The organism is Exiguobacterium sp. s43, from assembly GCF_018617255.1.
Classification (GTDB): Bacteria; Bacillota; Bacilli; order Exiguobacteriales; family Exiguobacteriaceae; genus Exiguobacterium; species Exiguobacterium profundum.
The window spans coordinates 321,229-339,718 of sequence record NZ_JACSJT010000001.1 but is presented as its reverse complement, the minus strand read 5'-3'; the positions used below and the strand labels follow the sequence as shown (position 1 = coordinate 339,718).

20 protein-coding genes and 1 riboswitch are annotated in these 18,490 nt (G+C 49.1%); of the genes, 11 read left to right on the top strand and 9 right to left on the bottom strand.

The annotated features are described in order from the left end of the window. Window positions 1-19: 19 nt before the first annotated feature. Window positions 20-106, top strand: a riboswitch (cyclic di-GMP riboswitch). Window positions 107-146: 40 nt separating this feature from the next. Beyond that, the gene (locus tag KNO79_RS01880) at window positions 147-1,004 is read left to right on the top strand and encodes a glycoside hydrolase family 191 protein (RefSeq protein WP_214690469.1); all 858 of its coding nucleotides are present in this window, start codon (window positions 147-149) and stop codon (window positions 1,002-1,004) included. 124 nt (window positions 1,005-1,128) lie between these two features. On the opposite strand, the gene KNO79_RS01875 is transcribed toward KNO79_RS01880, so the two are convergent. The 5 genes from KNO79_RS01875 to amaP all read right to left on the bottom strand — a co-directional run bounded on the left by KNO79_RS01875 (window position 1,129) and on the right by amaP (window position 4,541). After that, window positions 1,129-2,685: an FMN-binding glutamate synthase family protein gene (locus KNO79_RS01875; RefSeq protein WP_214691252.1), complete on the bottom strand. Its 1,557-nt coding sequence runs from the start codon at window positions 2,683-2,685 to the stop codon at window positions 1,129-1,131. Window positions 2,686-2,763: 78 nt separating this feature from the next. Then, on the bottom strand, window positions 2,764-3,150 hold the full coding sequence (locus tag KNO79_RS01870; protein ID WP_214690468.1) for a DUF6075 family protein: 387 nt from the start codon (window positions 3,148-3,150) through the stop codon (window positions 2,764-2,766). A 124-nt stretch (window positions 3,151-3,274) separates the two neighbouring features. Next, window positions 3,275-3,724, bottom strand: coding sequence for an Asp23/Gls24 family envelope stress response protein (locus KNO79_RS01865; RefSeq protein ID WP_214690467.1), 450 nt, complete (start codon window positions 3,722-3,724; stop codon window positions 3,275-3,277). Between the two features lie 55 nt (window positions 3,725-3,779). Further along, window positions 3,780-3,986, bottom strand: coding sequence for a DUF2273 domain-containing protein (locus tag KNO79_RS01860; RefSeq protein ID WP_214690466.1), 207 nt, complete (start codon window positions 3,984-3,986; stop codon window positions 3,780-3,782). Between the two features lie 12 nt (window positions 3,987-3,998). After that, entirely contained in the window at window positions 3,999-4,541 is a 543-nt protein-coding gene (gene amaP / locus KNO79_RS01855) for an alkaline shock response membrane anchor protein AmaP (RefSeq protein WP_214690465.1), read from the bottom strand. Window positions 4,542-4,674: 133 nt separating this feature from the next. Here amaP and KNO79_RS01850 point away from each other — a divergent pair, with 133 nt between their 5' ends. After that, a complete protein-coding gene (locus KNO79_RS01850; RefSeq protein ID WP_214690464.1) occupies window positions 4,675-4,917 on the top strand; it encodes a hypothetical protein in 243 nt (80 codons plus the stop codon). A gap of 46 nt (window positions 4,918-4,963) precedes the next feature. Here KNO79_RS01850 and KNO79_RS01845 read toward each other — a convergent pair whose 3' ends face one another. Beyond that, window positions 4,964-5,812, bottom strand: coding sequence for a MurR/RpiR family transcriptional regulator (locus KNO79_RS01845; protein WP_214690463.1), 849 nt, complete (start codon window positions 5,810-5,812; stop codon window positions 4,964-4,966). A 161-nt stretch (window positions 5,813-5,973) separates the two neighbouring features. Between KNO79_RS01845 and KNO79_RS01840 the strand changes: the two genes are divergently transcribed. The 7 genes from KNO79_RS01840 (at window position 5,974) to KNO79_RS01810 (ending at window position 14,075) form a co-directional block, all read left to right on the top strand. Continuing rightward, window positions 5,974-8,433, top strand: coding sequence for a bifunctional diguanylate cyclase/phosphodiesterase (locus KNO79_RS01840; RefSeq protein ID WP_214690462.1), 2,460 nt, complete (start codon window positions 5,974-5,976; stop codon window positions 8,431-8,433). A 137-nt stretch (window positions 8,434-8,570) separates the two neighbouring features. Beyond that, a complete protein-coding gene (gene gnd, locus KNO79_RS01835) occupies window positions 8,571-9,452 on the top strand; it encodes a phosphogluconate dehydrogenase (NAD(+)-dependent, decarboxylating) (RefSeq protein WP_214690461.1) in 882 nt (293 codons plus the stop codon). Between the two features lie 89 nt (window positions 9,453-9,541). Beyond that, complete coding sequence (locus KNO79_RS01830; protein WP_074036021.1) at window positions 9,542-10,885, top strand: GntT/GntP/DsdX family permease; 1,344 nt, start codon at window positions 9,542-9,544, stop codon at window positions 10,883-10,885. Between the two features lie 16 nt (window positions 10,886-10,901). Next, window positions 10,902-12,401: a gluconokinase gene (gntK, locus tag KNO79_RS01825; protein WP_214690460.1), complete on the top strand. Its 1,500-nt coding sequence runs from the start codon at window positions 10,902-10,904 to the stop codon at window positions 12,399-12,401. 119 nt (window positions 12,402-12,520) lie between these two features. Beyond that, window positions 12,521-12,802 (top strand): hypothetical protein, encoded by a 282-nt coding sequence (locus KNO79_RS01820; RefSeq protein ID WP_196431226.1) that lies wholly within the window; start codon window positions 12,521-12,523, stop codon window positions 12,800-12,802. Between the two features lie 14 nt (window positions 12,803-12,816). Next, complete coding sequence (locus KNO79_RS01815) at window positions 12,817-13,290, top strand: GNAT family N-acetyltransferase (protein WP_251125264.1); 474 nt, start codon at window positions 12,817-12,819, stop codon at window positions 13,288-13,290. Window positions 13,291-13,340: 50 nt separating this feature from the next. Beyond that, the gene (locus KNO79_RS01810) at window positions 13,341-14,075 is read left to right on the top strand and encodes a polysaccharide deacetylase family protein (RefSeq protein WP_211782289.1); all 735 of its coding nucleotides are present in this window, start codon (window positions 13,341-13,343) and stop codon (window positions 14,073-14,075) included. A gap of 72 nt (window positions 14,076-14,147) precedes the next feature. Here KNO79_RS01810 and KNO79_RS01805 read toward each other — a convergent pair whose 3' ends face one another. Both KNO79_RS01805 and KNO79_RS01800 read right to left on the bottom strand, forming a co-directional pair. Further along, the gene (locus tag KNO79_RS01805) at window positions 14,148-15,218 is read right to left on the bottom strand and encodes a GGDEF domain-containing protein (RefSeq protein WP_196431229.1); all 1,071 of its coding nucleotides are present in this window, start codon (window positions 15,216-15,218) and stop codon (window positions 14,148-14,150) included. A 156-nt stretch (window positions 15,219-15,374) separates the two neighbouring features. Further along, entirely contained in the window at window positions 15,375-15,893 is a 519-nt protein-coding gene (locus KNO79_RS01800; RefSeq protein WP_159562924.1) for a dihydrofolate reductase family protein, read from the bottom strand. Between the two features lie 75 nt (window positions 15,894-15,968). Here KNO79_RS01800 and KNO79_RS01795 point away from each other — a divergent pair, with 75 nt between their 5' ends. Together KNO79_RS01795 and KNO79_RS01790 are read left to right on the top strand one after the other, a co-directional pair. Continuing rightward, window positions 15,969-16,859 (top strand): helix-turn-helix transcriptional regulator, encoded by an 891-nt coding sequence (locus tag KNO79_RS01795; protein ID WP_214690458.1) that lies wholly within the window; start codon window positions 15,969-15,971, stop codon window positions 16,857-16,859. A 76-nt stretch (window positions 16,860-16,935) separates the two neighbouring features. After that, complete coding sequence (locus tag KNO79_RS01790) at window positions 16,936-17,880, top strand: peptidoglycan DD-metalloendopeptidase family protein (RefSeq protein ID WP_214690457.1); 945 nt, start codon at window positions 16,936-16,938, stop codon at window positions 17,878-17,880. Between the two features lie 33 nt (window positions 17,881-17,913). Here KNO79_RS01790 and KNO79_RS01785 read toward each other — a convergent pair whose 3' ends face one another. After that, the gene (locus KNO79_RS01785) at window positions 17,914-18,312 is read right to left on the bottom strand and encodes a cytidine deaminase (protein ID WP_074035820.1); all 399 of its coding nucleotides are present in this window, start codon (window positions 18,310-18,312) and stop codon (window positions 17,914-17,916) included. Window positions 18,313-18,490 lie beyond the last annotated feature (178 nt).

The window sequence follows — 18,490 nt, the reverse complement described above, 5'->3', positions numbered from 1 at the left end:
ATTGTCGACAAAAATTTCATATCGAGACGGGCAAACTTACTGAAAAGTAAGGGCGCAAAGACATGGGTCGTCGATCTTTTTAGATACCGATCGCCAGTCTGCAATAGCCGCAGCCGCTCTCTGATAACTATCAGGAGGGTTTTTTTATGGGTATTTTCTCAGCCAAACGAATCGTGACCATCTGTTGTGCATTTCTCGTTGGATTGGCGTTTTTGACGCCGCAACAAGCGGTCGCTAAAGCGAGCAATCCGCTCGCAAACGTCGAATCGTACAAAATTTATTACGATATGCCGACAAAGACCAAAATTAAAAAGATGCAACAGTATGACCTTGTCATCATCGAGCCTGTTTATTATACTGCAGCGCAAATCAAAGAGTTACAGAAATATGGGACAAAAGTGTACGGCTACATCAACACGATGGAAGCTGACAATTGGAACGTCGATTTCATCAGTCAGATGAACGAGTCGGACTTCTTCCACCGCAACAGACAACGTGTTCATTATGCGGAATGGGATTCTTATTTAGTCGATATGACGTCAACCCACTATCGTGAGTTGTTGACGCGTGAAGTGGAGAAACAAATCGTCGCCAAAGGATTGGATGGTGCGTTCTTAGATACCGTCGGCAACATCGATAATGAGCACTCGGAACAACCGACCATTTTAAAAGCGCAACGTGACGGGATGAGTCAGTTCATGAAGACGATCAAATCCAATCACCCTTCCCTTTCTCTCATTCAAAACTGGGGATTTGCGACATTGAAGACGTATACGTATCCATATGTGGATGGCGTGATGTGGGAAAGCTTCAACTACACGACCGTAGCAAAAGATCAATGGTCAAAAGACCGCATCCAAGAGTTGCGTGACCTTGATACACGTTACGGGATCAAAGCGTTGACCGTGTCTTCGAAACAACGTCCAAAGAGCGCGGCGTATGCTGAAAAAAATGGCTTCATCCATTTCCATTCAAACGCTTCGTTAGATTATAATAAATTCTGACTTTCATTTACATGATTGTACAAGTATCTGGTAGTTTCTACAATGGAAATGCTAAAAAAACATCCCACGTGTATGCCTTCTTTATCGGCAGATTCGTGGGATGTTTTGATAGATTCACTTCATTCTAGTGAGATAAATCATAGCCTGTCCGAACACGGCCATCCGGTTCTTGATACACCACATGATCTAATGACAGTTCCGTCGGCGATTGAACGCCTGCCGCAGCCGTCATATTGTACAGCCCTTCCCGGAGCGAGATGATGTAGTTCGTCACCCGAAAACTTTTCTCATCGACAACGAGGGCACGCTGCAGTTTCGGGTCAGTCGTCGCGACACCGACCGGACAGCGATTCGTATGGCAAACCTGTGCCTGGATGCACCCGACATTGAACATAAGTCCGCGAGCGATATTGACGAGGTCTGCGCCGAGCGCGAGTGCGACGGCTATCTTATCCGCCGTGATGAGTTTCCCAGAGGCGAACAGTTTGACTCGGTCTCGCAAACCGTGCTCGATGAGAAGGTGATGCACGTAAGGGAGCGCCGCCTTCAGCGGTAAACCGACTGTATCCGCAAGCTCTTGATACGTCGCACCCGTACCCCCTTCACTCCCGTCGATGGTGATGAAGTCAGGTACAATTTGAGATCTCGCCATCTCTCGGACGAGCGAGTCGATGTCTTGCAACTTCCCAACTACAAGTTTGATGCCGACCGGCTTCCCACCGATTTCACGTAACCTCTCAACAAATGCCAACAATTCCACATGGGTGTGAAATTCAGAGAAGCGGTTCGGGCTGTCAATGGTTTCCCCGACTCGTACATGACGGATTCGGGCAATCTCCTCGGTCACTTTCGATCCGTCGATATGTCCACCACGTGTCTTCGCGCCTTGGGCAAGTTTCAGTTCGAACGCTTTCACTTGCGGAAGATCACTCTTTTGTTTGAACGCCTCGACTGAAAACCTACCGTCTTCATCCCTTACACCGAAGAGCGCCGGTCCAATCTGACAGATGATATCGACGTTCCCTTTTAAATGATAATCGGACAATCCGCCCTCCCCCGTGTTCATCCACGTACCACCCGCACGACCGAGCCCAATCGAGAGGGCTGTGATGGCCCTGTCTCCAAGCGATCCGAAACTCATGGCCGACTGACCGACGAGACCTCGGACATAAAACGGCTCCCGACACGTCTCTTTCCCGATGATGATGATATCTTCTTCTGTTAATAAGTATGACGAGATGTCACGTTCGACGAGATGCTCTTTTCGGGTGAACAGATTGTCTTCATCGAGTTCATACACCCACGTCGATACCTTGGTTGAATTGTCGACGCGTAGCTCGTTCCGGTTCGTCGGGTAGAGGGCATTCTGAAGATAAAATCCGCCTGCCTCAAAGTCTCGTTCCGACCCGAATCCGATGATGCGCGACTTATACTTTCCTGCGATGACGGCCGACTCGTATTCATTCCGTGAGAACGGCTTCGCCTCATTATCGTTCAAGAACAAGTATTGCCGAAGTTCAGGTCCCATTTTCTCAAATATATAACGCAACTTTCCGAGAATCGGGAAATTACGAAGGACGGAATGTTCGCGCTGGTTTCGGTCACGCCGCCACAGATAAAAAATCAAGAGCGGTGGCGTAATCATAATGAGCAACATGAGAATCAGTACAATGGTTAACATCGATGTAGTGAGTGACACGCATTTACCTCCTCTATAGCTCGACAAAAAACACCCTGTTTCCAACAAAACAGGGTGTCATCAGTCGCTCGGGATTGTAATCTCATCAAATTGCTCATTTCTACATAACGTAATGCCTTGCATCGCCAGTTTATAGTCCTCTTCCGGCAAGGCGATCAACTCGGTCGGAAGCACCCATTCTTTCGAGTTATATAAATGGATAACCAATTTGACGAGGACGAGCGTCTCTTTCGTGAATGTGTTCTCGTCGATAATTTGAGCTGTTCGAATCACACCTGTTTGTAGGTCAATATAAGGAAGCAACATGTCACGGACGCAATCATTCCCGGCGATGACGTACAGGGCGGCGAAATATTTTCGGTCGACGCTGCCCGGGTCTTCTAAGTGTCTCGCAAGTTGCTTAAACGTCTCATAATGCTTCGGTGAAAAAAATTCAATGTTGTGCATGGCGTTTTCCTCTCATCTCTAGGGCTTCCGTCTATCTTTAGTAATTCCACGATTCTCCAGGAACTAACCCTTTTCTACTCAAACAAAACCTGGACCTTTTGAGAGGTCCAGGTCAGCGTTTCGGTTATACAAGGTCGCGTGACGGCTCCGCTTCAGCGTCGTTCGATTTGCTCTTCGCTTCGAATTCCTCACGTGTCATGACGTCCTCGACGTGCATATTCACCTCGACAACTTCAAGACCAGTCATATCGTTCATCGCCTTCTTGATTTTTGTGACGGTCTCATTGAAGACGGACGGGATGTTTTTTCCGTATTCGACGATGACACGCAAATCGAGCGCGACTTGCTTCTCTCCGACTTCAGCGCCGATTCCTTTCGTGATGTCCTCTGCGCTGCGGAAGCGATCTGTCAATCCGCTCATAAAGCCACCGCTCATCGACAAGATTCCTTGGACTTCACTCGTCGCGAGACCTGCGATTTTTTTGATGACTTGTTCCTCGAACGTCAATTTGTTTTGTCGTGCCTGTTGTTCGTTCGTTTCATTTGTCGTTACATTCACATTTTCGTTTGCCATAATTCATGCTCTCCTTTTTTGTTCACTAGTTTGTGTTACCGATTGATCACGAGGGTCAATCCCGTATGAAGAATGTGATCCATTCCTCGACACGCAGTGCACCGTCACGCCATTTCCCGATCAGGAAACCGATCAATGTGAGCGTCACAATGAGAAGTGTCGGCCCAAATCCGAGCGTCAGGAACAGTACCGCGATGATGAGACCGATCAATGCCCCGACGAGTCGAAAGCGATAAGGTTTTAGTTGTGTTTTTGTATCCATCACAGCACCTCCTTATATGACGCGCTCAGACGTCTTGAACTTCGTATCGTGAATATTCAATGTCACATCTGCTACCGGCACTTCCATCAACGATTCAATCCGCTCTTTCACATGCGTCTGAATGTCTTTACCGAGAGTCGGTAACCCTTCGCGATTGAACACGGCGCAGTCGATAAAGACGCGGACGCGTTCTCGCTTTGAGTCGATGTCGACGTTTACGTTCGGTGTACGCAGTCCTTGAAATTGTTTCAATGACTCGTATACCGTTTTTTCAATCGTCTCTTTTGAGACAGTGATTCGACCTTCACCGGTCTGAATCGTATAACGCTTTGGTTTCGGCCTTGCGACCAGTCCCGTCATCAGCATGATGAGGAAGATCACAGCCAGGAATATCCCAATCGTTAAAATCGTATAGATATACCAGTCTTGTGTTTGCCATTGATCTGTATATTGGGTGAGTTGTGGGACATCGTAGACGCCAAGCAATAGAATACCTACACTTAGCAACCCGACGATGCCCGTTAAGACCAAGAGGGCTCGATTTAATCCATTCATCTCAACAATCTCCTTTTTCATTCACATCATTCATGTTGCGAACCCTTGATTCAGAATCGCAATACCAATCGGTAGTCGTAGTGATTCCCGCTCATCTGAACTTGAAACATCTTAACCTGTAAAAAATTTGACCATGCAAAAAAATGACCAAATTACAACCGATTTGAGCGATCAATTGACAGAGCGCGTGGAAACGATCAAGCAATCCGTCGACGAGGAAGCGATTGCGGACGCAGTCGCACAAAATACAGAGTTATTGGAAACCGAAGCGGCTTCGAAAGCTTCGATTTGGAGCTTTGTCGCGCTCATCTTGACATCAATCGCTGGAATTGCCGGATCAAGTGCCGCCCGCCGTGGTGAGACCGTCAATCGTTAATAAATAAAAAAATCTCCCTTCTCTAAGAGAGGGGAGATTTTTGAAGTTATACACGTCGATTGGCAATCGCCTCGCGCATCTGTTGAAGCGATGCCCGGGCCGCGTCCCCTCGCCGAATCATGACGGCTGTAAACAAGGCGTCAATCAGACTGAGTTCCGCAATGCGGGAAGCGAGTGCCTCTGAGCGAAATGCCGTTTCTTGAGACACCGTAAACAGAGACACGTCCGCAATCTTCGAAAGAGGTGACTTCGCATAGTTCGTGATGGCGATTGTCGGGACACCTTTCTCTTTTAACAGTTTCGCGATATCGAGCGTCTCTTTCGAAGCACCGGAATGCGAGATGACGACGGCGACGTCTTCTGCCGTCAGCTGTGAGGCTGACATGAGCTGCATATGTGACTCGAGCATCGCGCTCACCTGTAGACCGCTCCGCACAAACTTATGGTACGCATCGAGTGCGACGACGGCCGACCCGCCGCTCCCGAAAAATTCGATGCGGCGCGCCCCAAGAAACAACTCCACCGTTTTCTCAAGAGAGGCACCATCTAAAATCTGACGGGTCGATTCAATCGTCTTCCCGTTCGTCGAAAAAATTTTCTCTGCGATTTCGAGTGCCGTATCCGTCTCGGTAATATCTTCATGAATATCTTGAAGCGGCGCGACGACATCTGAAGCGAGTGCAATTTTTAACGCCTGATAGCCTTTAAATCCGACACGCTGACAAAAACGGAATACAGTGGATTCCGCGACATCGAGGTCATCTGCCACCTGATTGATGGTATGATGAATGATTTGTTCTGGCTGCTTTAAAATGTAGTCGGCAATGCGTTGTTCTTTTTTACTCAGTGTCGAATAGGCACCACGGATGCGGGCCGTCCCGTTCATCGTTTCCATCAAGAATCACCCTTTCTCTTCTTCATCTAACGATACCGTTTCGAAAAAAATTCCGCAATGTGTGATTCATGCAAATGATTGACCCACCTTACAAAAGTAGGCAAGAAGCGTGATTCCCGAGTGTGCTACTCTAATAAAGCACTTTTTAACTGCTTCACTCTTTGTACCATTTGAAATCGAAAGGACTGTTTCTCATCGAACATCACCTGAGTAGCTCATATAACTTACCACTCGTCATTCTTTCCATCGCTGTCGCCATCTTCGCTGCCGGTGTCGCTATCGATATTAGCAGTCGTTTGAAATATGCGAAACACGCCTCGCGACTCAGGTGGGTCGTAGCTGGCGCCTTCAGCCTCGGTCTCGGCATTTGGGCCATGCACTTCATCGGCATGCTGGCGTTTCACTTGCACGATGATGTGACGTACCATCTCGGCATCGTACTATTATCCATCGTGCCGGCCGTCGTCGCTTCCGGACTTGCCTTTTGGATCATCAGTCACCCTGAGACAAGACCAATTCAACTCGTCTTTGGTGCCTTCTTGATTAGTGTCGGAGTTGTTTCGATGCACTATATCGGGATGGAAGCGATGCAGATGAATGCGATTCTTACCTATGACCCGGTCATGTGGGTCGCTTCTGCCATCGTCGCCTTCGTCGCATCGCTCGTCGGCCTGTATATCCTTTTCTATATCCCAAACGTCTCCCGATTCCATTGGCGTCGCCTTGCCAGTTCTGTATTAATCGGGGTCGCCGTTTCCGGCATGCATTACGTCGGGATGGGCGCGGCTCGTTTCACAGAGATGAGCGAGGGAACGCAACCGGTCAGTGGATACTCGGTCGATAGTACGCTCCTCGCCTACGTCATCGCAGCGAGCGTCATGACACTTTTCATTTTGATGTACATATCGCTCCGGACGGCTTCGCAACTGGAGGCACAGTCGGAAGAACTCGAGTTGAAATTCGAATCCATCATCGAATCCGCCTCGGATGCCATCATCGTCGCTGACCACACTCGTGTCATTCTACAGTGGAACCAAGGAGCGACCGACTTGTTCGGTTACACGACTGACGAGATGGTCGGACAATCGATTGTCGCCATTATTCCAGAACGTTTCCGCGAGGCGCATGAACGTGGAATGCGTCGCTACGAAGCAACGGGTGAAAAACGCGTCATCGGTCAAACGGTGGAACTCATCGGAGTAAGAAAGGACGGCGTCGAGGTACCGATTGAAATGTCTCTCGGCACGTGGAAGACAGAGAAAGGAATCTTCTTCAGTAGTATCATCCGTGACATCAGCGAACGGAAACGGATTGAGGCGCAAATCAATGATCTCGTGTATTTGGACCCACTCACGGGACTCCCGAACCGCCGCCTGTTCAGCGACCGACTCGATGCTCTTCTCGGTCAATCCCAGCAAGAGCCGTTCGCGCTATACTATATCGACTTGGACAATTTCAAAGTCATCAACGACCGCTTCGGCCATTCGATTGGCGACCAGTTCTTGAAACAAGTAACCATTCGGATCGAGTCGACCATTCAAAAGACGGACACGCTCGCCCGACTCGGTGGGGATGAGTTCATCATCTTATCGCCTGATACGAAAAGTAACTTGGCAGCCCATCACGCACAGGAACTCATCAACGTCCTCCATCCTCCGTTTGAACTCGAGAATGAAGAAGTGTTCACGGGTGCCTCGATTGGAATCAGTCTCCATCCGTCCGATGGCGATACGGCCGAGGAATTGATTAAGAATGCCGATATCGCCATGTACCGGGCGAAGGCGGACGGCAAAAACGGCTATCAATTCTTCACGAACGAATTGAACGAATCAGTGTCCCGCCGCTCGAACTTATCAATGGCGCTCCGTAAAGGCATCGGTCGTGGCGAGTTCTCTGTACATTATCAACCGCAAATTCAGTTGGAGACGGAAACCATCATCGGTATGGAAGCGCTCGTCCGTTGGCAACACCCAGAACTCGGGATGATTTCACCTGGTGAGTTTATTCCGATTGCTGAGGAAACAGGGAGCATCCATCGTCTCGGGGAGTTTGTTTTAAATGAGGCGTGTCGTCAAAACAAGGCGTGGCAAGATGCGGGGATTCCCCCGTTCCGAGTCGCCGTCAACATCTCGGCCGTTCAGTTTGCACAAAAAGATTTACCAGAGGTCGTCAGTCGGGCACTCGCCGCATCCGGTCTTGCGGCACAATATTTAGAGCTCGAGTTGACCGAGAGTGTCATCCAAAGTGCAGATCGCGCCATCGAAACGATGCATGAACTCGTCGCCCTCGGTGTCCATCTTTCCATCGACGATTTCGGAACCGGGTATTCCTCCCTCAGTTATTTGAAGCTGTTCCCAATCGATACGCTCAAGATCGACCAGCACTTCACGAAAAATATCGAGAGCGACGAGAAAGATGCAGCTCTTGTCAAAACAATCATCCGGATGGCGCACGAACTCGATTTGAACGTCATCGCGGAAGGGGTCGAAACAGAGAACCAAGTCGCTTTCCTGAAAGCCGAATCATGTAATCAGGCACAAGGATATTTCTACAATCGTCCTTTGCCAGCCGAAGAGATTGAAGTCTTCTTCCAACAATATAAGAAAGCATCATCGAGTTAATCCGTTCGACCTCCCGTTGTGGAGGTCGATTTTTTATTCGGAAAAGAAAAAAATTCCGTAACCCTACTTGTAAATCGAATTTATTTTGATATGATGAATACAGAGACGGAAAAAAATTCTTTTTCAGGGGTGACAATATGGAAATTGGTTTGATTGGTTTAGGGAAAATGGGTTACAACTTGGCACTCAACTTGAGCGACCACGGACACACAGTCATCGGGACGGACGTCGGGGACGTCACATCGGACACCTTTACGATTGTGCCGACACTCGAGGATGTCGTGAACAAGTTGTCGACACCACGTATCATCTGGGCGATGGTCCCGGCCGGAGACGTCACGGAAGCGGTGCTCGCCGAATTGTATGAGCGACTCGAGCCAGGCGACATCGTCATCGACGGCGGGAACTCGAACTACAAACTCTCAGTCGCACGCGCCGAACAGTTCGCCGAGAAAGAGATCAAATTCTTCGATTGCGGGACGAGCGGAGGCACGGACGGGGCCCGAAACGGTGCCTGTACGATGGTCGGGGGTGACGCGGAGGCGTGGCCAACGATTGAACCAATCTTCAAAGATCTATCTGTCGAGAATGGCTACTTGTACACGGGTCCTGCCGGCAGCGGTCACTTCTTGAAGATGATCCATAACGGCATCGAGTACGGGATGATGCAGGCGATTGCGGAAGGATTCGATATTCTCGAAAAGAGCCCGTTCGATTACGACTACGAACAAGTCGCACGCGTCTGGAACCACGGCTCGGTCGTCCGTTCTTGGCTCATGGAGCTCACAGAGAACGCCTTCAAGAAAGATGCGAAGCTCGAAGAAATTCGTGGGGTCATGCATTCATCCGGTGAAGGCAAATGGACGATTGAAACGGCGCTCGACCTGCAAGCCGCGGCACCGGTCATCGCCCTTTCGCTCATGATGCGCTATCGCTCTCTCGAAGACGATACGTTCTCAGGTAAAGTCGTCGCTGCACTCCGCAACGAGTTCGGTGGTCACGCGGTCGTCAAGAAGTAACATCTGTGGAAAAGGTCACGGGGATATGGCCTTTTCCTTTGTCAAAAACTGTAAACGGTTACATATTCGGAATTTAGGGGGAATATTCAATGTCTGGCTCAACACTTATTTTGATCGCCTTAGCCGGGATCTTCTTGCTCTTATTTTTAGTCATTCGAACAAAGCTTCACGCATTCGTTTCGTTATTACTTGTCAGTTTAATCGTCGGGGTCGCAGCCGGCATGCCACTCGGGGATGTCATTGCCTCCATCCAAAACGGGATGGGCGGAACGCTCGGCTTCGTCGCCGTCGTCGTCGGTCTTGGCGCGATGTTCGGGAAGATGCTTGAAGTATCGGGTGGCGCGGAACGTCTTGCCCAAACACTCGTCAGCAAGTTCGGTGAAGACAAGGCACAATGGGCGCTCGGGATTACCGGATTCATCGTCGCCGTCCCGGTCTTCTTCGATGTCGGTTTTATCATTCTCGTTCCAATCGTATACGGTCTCGCCAAAAAGACGGGACGCTCGCTTCTCTACTACGGTATACCACTCCTTGCGGGTCTCGCGGTCACACACAGCTTCATCCCACCGACACCTGGTCCGATCGCTGTCGCCAACTTGATTGGCGCTGACCTTGGTTGGGTCATCTTGTTCGGTGTCCTCGCCGGGATTCCAGCCATGATTTTAGCCGGTCCTGTTTTTGGGAAGTATATTGCTAAGAAGATTCATGTGACGATTCCGGATTACATGGAGTTTGAAGAAATCGACACATCGAAAGAACTGCCGAGCTTCAAAATGATCTTGTCACTCATCTTGATTCCGCTCGTGTTGATTTTGGCGAACACGCTCTCGGCGGTTCTCTTGGATGAAGGTAACGCCGTCCGTGATTTCTTGACGTTCCTCGGACACCCGTTTGTCGCTTTGACGATCGCGACGCTCCTCACATTCGTCTTCCTCGGGACACGCCGTGGGTATTCACGTGACGAAGTACAAGAGATCGCAACGAAAGCACTCGAGCCAGCCGGGATTATCATCCTCGTCACAGGAGCCGGTGGAGTGTTCAAGCAAGTCCTCATCGACTCAGGTGTCGGTGACGTCCTCGGTGAAATGATGGCCGGCTCACCACTTCCGGCAATCGTCCTCGCCTTCTTGATCGCGACGGTCGTCCGTGTCGCCCAAGGGTCGGCAACGGTCTCGATGGTCACGGCAGCCGGACTCATCACACCGCTACTTGAAATCCAAAACATCACAGGCGCGGCACTCGGTTTGATTGTCATCGCCATCGCCTCAGGGGCGACCGTCCTCTCACACGTCAACGATTCAGGTTTCTGGCTCGTCAACCGTTACTTCGGTCTTGACGTGAAAGACACGCTCAAGTCATGGACGATCATGGAAACGATTATCGGACTCACCGGCTTTGCCGTCGTGTTCTTGATTAGCCTGTTTATCATCTAAGTTAGGAAGTGATTGTGTGTTTACGATTGGGGTCGATATCGGGACGACGAGTACGAAAGCCGTCCTGTTCAACGGTCATCAACAATTGGCGGTACATAACGTGTTGTATCCGCTTCTCACGCCCGATACGGAGACGGCCGAGCAAAACCCGGTCGTCATCTACGGGGCCGTGCTCGAAGCCGTCTCGGCGGTCCGCGCCAAAGCGGACGGTCCGATTCGCTTCGCATCGTTCAGTTCGGCGATGCATAGCTTGATCGCACTTGATGCGTCAGGACGTCCGCTCACGAACAGCATCACTTGGGCCGACAGTCGGGCGAACCCGTTTACGCAAGAAATCAAACGCGACTTTGATGCGAGCGCCCTCCATATGCGCACCGGTACCCCGGTCCACCCGATGGCGCCGCTGTCGAAATTGCGCTGGTTGAAAACGGAACACCCTGACGTCTTTGAACAGACGGCCAAGTTCGTCTCCATCAAAGAGTATGTCTTCTATCGGTTGACGGGACGCTTCGTCGTCGACCACTCCATCGCCTCGGCGACGGGGTTGTTCAATTTGAAACAACGAGATTGGGATGCGGAAGCACTGACGGTTGCCGGTGTGACACCAGATCGTTTATCTGAACTCGTGCCGACAACAGAAATTTTACATGTGACACCAGACGTGACCGAGACGCTCGGCTGGGACTTCCCGCTCGTCATCGGGGCGAGCGACGGCGTGCTCTCGAACCTCGGGGTCGGTGCCTTCGAACAAGGCGTCGTCGCCGTGACAATCGGGACAAGTGGCGCCATCCGGACAGTCGTCTCGGAACCGGTCGAAGATCCAAAAGGTCGCATCTTCTGTTACGCGCTGACGGACAAGCATTGGGTAATCGGTGGACCAGTCAATAACGGCGGCATCATTCTCCGCTGGCTCCGTGACGAGTTCGCAGCAAGCGAGGTCGAGACGGCGAAACGACTCGGGATTGACGCGTACGATGTGTTGACGCGAATCGCCGAGACGGTCAAACCAGGTGCGGACGGACTCTTGTTCCATCCGTATTTGATGGGTGAACGGGCTCCACTTTGGGATTCGAACGCTCGCGGTTCATTTTTCGGGCTCAGCATTCACCATAAGCGCGAACATTTCATCCGCGCTGTGTTGGAAGGTGTCATCTTTAACCTCTATACGGTCATGCTCGCACTCGATGAGTTGACGGGCGCCCCGAACCGCATCCATGCGACAGGTGGTTTTGCCCAATCGAGCTTGTGGCGTCAGATGATGGCAGACATCTTCGATACGCCGGTCGTCGTGCCAGAGAGTCACGAGAGTTCATGTCTCGGGGCTGTCATGCTCGGGGAGTACGCCTTCGGGGACATCGAGGAGTTCCAAGAGGTACCACAAGTGACCCATGAGCATATACCGGACATGGAAGCGACGAATGTGTATCGCGAACTTTTGCCGATCTACATCCGCCTGTCACGTCACCTATCTGAGGAATATGAAGCGATTTCTGCGTTTCAGCGGAAGCACGTATAATGACAAACCGAGTCCCTGAAGGGCTCGGTCTTTTTGATTTATGACAGGATTTTTCGTGATATACATGGAAAGTAAGGACGAGGTCAAACAATCATCGTATCGAAGAAGGGATTGATGGAATGGCGATTGCAATCGGGTATCTCATCGCAGGTTTAGGTGCATTCGTGGCGTATTGGTTCAGTACAGGCGAAGCACGAAACACAAAATTTAGAATATGGGGAATCGCTCTTATGATTCCTATATCACCAGCCTTAGCGTTTTCCATCGGACTCTCGTACGCAATCAGTGTACAGAACGGATGGGCCGGATTGATCATGTGGTTTATTTTCCCTATCATTTTCTTGAGTGGTCTGGCGTTACTATTGATTGGTCTTTTCAAAAAAGAAAAGAAGTTGGTTTGAATGGTATGACAACCATGATTACGACAACCCGTTGCCTCATTCGACCGTTCGAAACAAGAGACATCAAATCGTTTATGGTCTATCGAAATGACTTGGACTGGATGAAACATCAATCATTCAAAGGGCTCACCCGTGAGGAATATGAAAACGTCCTACTCGGTGAACAATCGTTTCTTCAAGGCACGCAACTCGCTATCATTGACAAAGCGACGGATGAATTGATTGGTGATGTCTATATTCAGCAAGAAGGTACGACCTATTGGATTGGCTACACCATCGTACCGACGCGAGCGCGTCAAGGCTATGCATTTGAAGTGATGTCGGGATTGATTCGTCACTTGACTGGTCAAGGAGCGAAAGAGTTCAAAGCCGGTGTGCATGGGACGAACACGGCATCGATCGCGCTATTGAAGAAATTGAAATTCACCTTTTTCGCGACAGAACTTGACGAACAAATTTATCGTCTCGATGTCTCGGACATATGGTAAAGTATGTATCACATGTCACTTGGTTTTGATTTGAGGGAGTTTTGAATTGAATGATGAAACGCGTTCTTTTACTCATGTCGATCTTTCTATTGATTGGGTCTTTGTCTCAGGCTGCGATCCCGGATCCGAAGGCCTATAACGACCCGAGTCTTATCTATTTGACGCTCGATGATGGACCGAACTGGAAAACGGGAAAGCTACTCGATGTCTTGAAGAAACATCAAGTGAAGGCAACCTTCTTCATCCTCGGGAAGAATATCGAAGGAAATGAGCATCTGCTTCATCGCATGATTGCGGAAGGTCACCTGATTGCCTTACACGGGATGCGGCACGAACGGGATGAATTTTATGAAACACCGTTGACGGCCGTACGTCAGATGCAGGAAGTACAAGCACTTATCTATGAAGTGACAGGCATTCATACGAACATGGCCCGGACGATTTACGGGAGCGACGCCGGCATGACACCCGCACACTGGCAGGCGATGACCGATGCCGGTTTTGAAATATGGGATTGGAACGTCGGCAGTCTCGACCATGTATATAAGAAAGACAATGCACGCGTCGAACAACGCGTATTCGACCTCCTCGAAGCGAATCGTACGGCGAATATTGCTTCCATCATTTTGGCGCACGATCACTCGATGACACCGAAAGCACTTGATACAATCATCCGTTATGCGAAAGAACGAGATTATGAATTCCGGACCTTAGAAGGTGCCCACCCGGTTCACAACTTTTCCGATGTGTGGGAACCGCATTTAAGCGAACGAGCGACCCCATGACTGCAGATCATCTTAATGGTCTGCAGTTTTTATACAATCCAAAAGCGTATCGGGATGACCGACACGCTTTGTTTATCCAACTATAGTTTCCGTCACATGTGTACGATTTCTACCACTATTTTTCGCCTGATATAAACAATCATCTGCCAGACGAATCATCTCACGTAGATTCTCGCTCTTTCCGTTCGCAATCCCAATCGAAACGGATAACTGAATTTTTTGTTGATCGAGTAGCTTGAACTCATGTTTCGATATGCTGTGTCTAATCCGCTCCGCTACGTTGACCACCTCGCTCTGAGAAAGCATTGGAATCAAAATACCAAATTCTTCTCCACCGATCCGTGCTTTAATGTCTTGATTCCTTGTTTCTCGGTGCAAGAGTTCTGCAAATTGTTTCAATACCTCGTCGCCGTTCGCATGACCATATTGATCGTTGATTTGTTTGAAGTGGTCAATATCTAAAATCAATACATTACATGTCGTATATTGTCCTTTGAACTTTTTCATCTGCATCTCCCATGCTCGACGGTTTGCCAGACCCGTCAAATGGTCGGTTTCCGCTGAAACTTTATACTCTCTCACACGGTGATGGATGAGATATAGATCAATATTCAGCATGGTGATCAACAATCCGATTGGGAAACTGATCATTGTAACCAACAACGCGACATCGAGAGCACGTTCCGTAAAACCGCCTCCGACAAGAATCCCCATTGCTGCAACTAAACATGTCCACACGTTCAACGTAAGACCGAATTGGAAAAGCCGCTTCTGTAGCCAGACGATTCGATATGTCAGGATCGTCCCGATCACCATCGTAAAGAGGGCGACACATGCCACAATCGAGTAAAAGTCGATACCGTAGCTGAATCGGTGAATCGACATGATTGTAGCTGCGATAAACAACGGAGAGACCAAACGATAAAACCCGAGTAAAAGGAGGACGAGAAAACGAAAATCAATTTTTACCGCATTCTCAAATTCAATACTTTGCGTGATTAGAAAAATCCCGAAACATCCCGAGAGCACACCGATGATGAATTTTTGGATGTGCACATGTCTCGTATGATAGTTCATGATCTTCGAGATGAAATAGATGCCAGTAAAAGAAATACACGAATTGGCGATTAGACTCATGAACATTAGTTGGTCCCCTTCACATTTGTCATGTCACTTCCACTCTCTACATATATCCAATTTCCATCATCAACTAACATGCTAAGGTGTAAAAAATTCTACAAAATGAATATTTTTCCTTATTATAAAAAAATCGAGTCCACATGTGGACTCGATGCTCACTTATCGTTCATATGTCACCATCACAAATTGACCGGAGGCGTGGTGACTCGTCAGTCGAAGTTTCGTCTCTTTAGTACCTTCTGGGAAAAGAGGGATTCCCTCTCCTAACACGACCGGCGCAATCGCAATCTCATAACGATCAATCAAGTCATGCTCCATCGCGGCTTTGATGACTTCCCCACCACCGATGAGCCAAATATCTTGATCAACTTCTTGCTTTAACCGATTGATGAGTTCTTTGATTGGTTCGTCCGTGAATGTGACATGCTCGGCCTCACGGTTAGCCTGACGTGTCAAAATGTAGTTCGGGATGTCTTTGTATGGATACATTCCCTCTTCTAACTTCAACACTTCCTCATACGTCTTCCGTCCCATGATGACAGCACCAACGGTCTTGAAAAATTCAGCATAGCCGTTGTCCCCATCCCCCTCGACAGCGAATAACCAATCGAGTTGGTCGTTTGACCGAGCAATCTTTCCGTCTAAACTCATCGCAATATATAACACTACATTCGGCATCCTGTTTTCCTCCTTGATTCGTGATACATTCAGTTTAATCAATAAACACGACAAAAGATGACGGGAATGATTCGAATGAGAAAAAGACATTTACAATTGATTCGGCTACTCAATCATGGACGACGCTTCACGGCTGAAGAACTGGCTCAGGAGACAGGCGCCTCCATCCGGACGATTCAACGGGACATGCTATCGCTCGAAGAGCTCGGTTATCCGATTTGGAGCGTACCTGGAATCGGCGGAGGATATGAGATGTTGCCGAATCGTTTATTGCCCCCGCTCCATCTCCGGGAACAAGAAGCCGTTGCGCTCTATCTCACGCTCAAATGGATGGAACACATCCCTGACGTGCCATTTGGGGATATACGAAGTACATTGTCCGACTGGTATGTGAACGAGTTGCCGCACGACCTCGCAGAGAAGATTAGCCGATTGGAGCGAAACATCCTGTGGCTCGGGAACAAACAAATTCCCAAAGCGCCGTTCACGAAAGAAATCTATCAGGCGGTCGAACGTCGAAACAAGATGAAGATGACCTATCGGACGATGAACGGGCAACGCACGTTCACCGTTGCACCAGTCGGTATGGCACTCCTTGATTTGAAGTGGTACGTTTTCGGGCTCTCCGAACTGGGGCTTCGGCAATATCGGATTGATCGCATCGAGGCGGTCCACGTGCTTGAGGAACCGTTTGAGTCCGAGGATTTGATGAGCGTATTGCAGACAAGTGATGAACGAAACGGTGTGACCGTTCGACTCGACCTCACCCCACTCGGTCGCCGTTTGCTTGAAGATGTATTACCCGATATCGATGAATTGAATGAGTGGGAAGTTCCGAAAGAAGAGCTGTCATTTTTATCGAGGCAGCTATTGAAAGCCGGAGCGGAAGTGGAGGTCAAAGCGCCAAGCGCATTGCGGGAGATGATGAAGGAGCATGCGGAACGCTTGATGCAGCGATATATGTAATTTTTGGTGATGATCACGACACATTTATAAATTTTCGTCCGTATAATAACCAACACTCAACAAAGGCGGTATAGATATGCGTCACGCGTACAAACAGTTCATCCAACTATTCAAATCGGGTCAGTTCGATGACATTTATCATCAGACGAGCGACTCATTCAAATCTCAGTATTCCATGGATGCCTTTCATCGGCAGGCGTCCGCTTTCCATCACGGCATTCGGCGCTATCGCCTGCTCAATGAAATGGTGTTGAACGGGAATCGGTATGTATTATGGTCGGATTCTCGAAAAGAAAAGTTATTGTACGTCCAATTCAATCACGCGAATGAGATCGCATCCATTCAGATGACTGTCACATCCTCTTCAAAGGAGACTAATCCTTTCACGAAAAACAAATACCATCTCCCATTCAAAGAAGAGTGGTTCGTCGTCTCCGAAGGGACAACCCTCGGAACTTATCATCATGATCCAACCCGAAAAAAGCGTGATGGTTATGACTTTTTGAAAACACAAGAGCAACAACCTTACAATCGTAGAAAAATCGGGATGGACGGCTCGTATGCGTTTGGGGAACGAGTGATTGCTCCATTACACGGGACGATTCATCAAGTCGTGGATGGGTTGTCAGACGAACTAGATGCTGATCATCCATTCGGTAATCACGTCATCATTCAACATGCGAACGATGAATATTGCCTTCTCGCCCATCTTGAGAATGGTTCCATTGCCGTGAATGTGGGAGATACGGTCAAAACCAAACAGTTGATTGGGCGCTGTGGGCGCTCCGGAATTACGCCTGAGCCACGCTTGCATATGCGTGTCATGAATCACCCGGATGTGGACAGCGCGACCGCCCTCCCGATTCAATGGAAAGGTCGATTGCGACCTATGCGTGGAAAAGTAGTCACTTCCCGCGAGGAAGAAGGATGGTCGTATGGGATTGCAGCCCTCGATTTTTCAGAACTGCTCCTTTATGTTGTTCAAGCCATTCCGCGATTATTTTTTCGCTTTTTTGGATAAGAAAACCCCTCAGGAATCTGAGGGGGTTCAACATCACATATCCAAATCAGTGAACGCGAGCGGGACAAGTTCTCCAAGCGTCACTTCTTTCACATCGGCGTTGCCGTTCGTGAGGAGTACTTTGAAGTCAGGATCGCCGAACTCGACCATGACTTGGCGGCAGATGCTACATGGTGGCAAGAAGTCTTCCGTGTCCCCAGACACGGCAACCGCTTCGAAGTCACCTTTTTTGTATCCTTGAGCGACCGCTGTGAAGATGGCCGTACGCTCCGCACAGTTCGTTGCTCCGAACGAGACGTTCTCGACGTTGACGCCGTCGATGACCGTACCGTCTTTCATGAGAAGTGCCGCACCGACGCGGAACTTCGAATATGGTGAATACGCATTGTCTTTCAATTGGCGTGCGCGCTCGACTAATTGTTGTTGGTTCATCTTAAGTCATTCCTCTCGAATATCGAATGAACTGATGCCAGTCCCCGTGCCTCTCATTTTGGGCAGGATTTATAGCATACACCCGCCTCAAAGAGAAGTCAATGACTTTTTACAAACGCTTTCATGGATAAACAAAAAAAGAAGGAGCGCTCGCCCCTTCTTGACTCTCTATACGTGG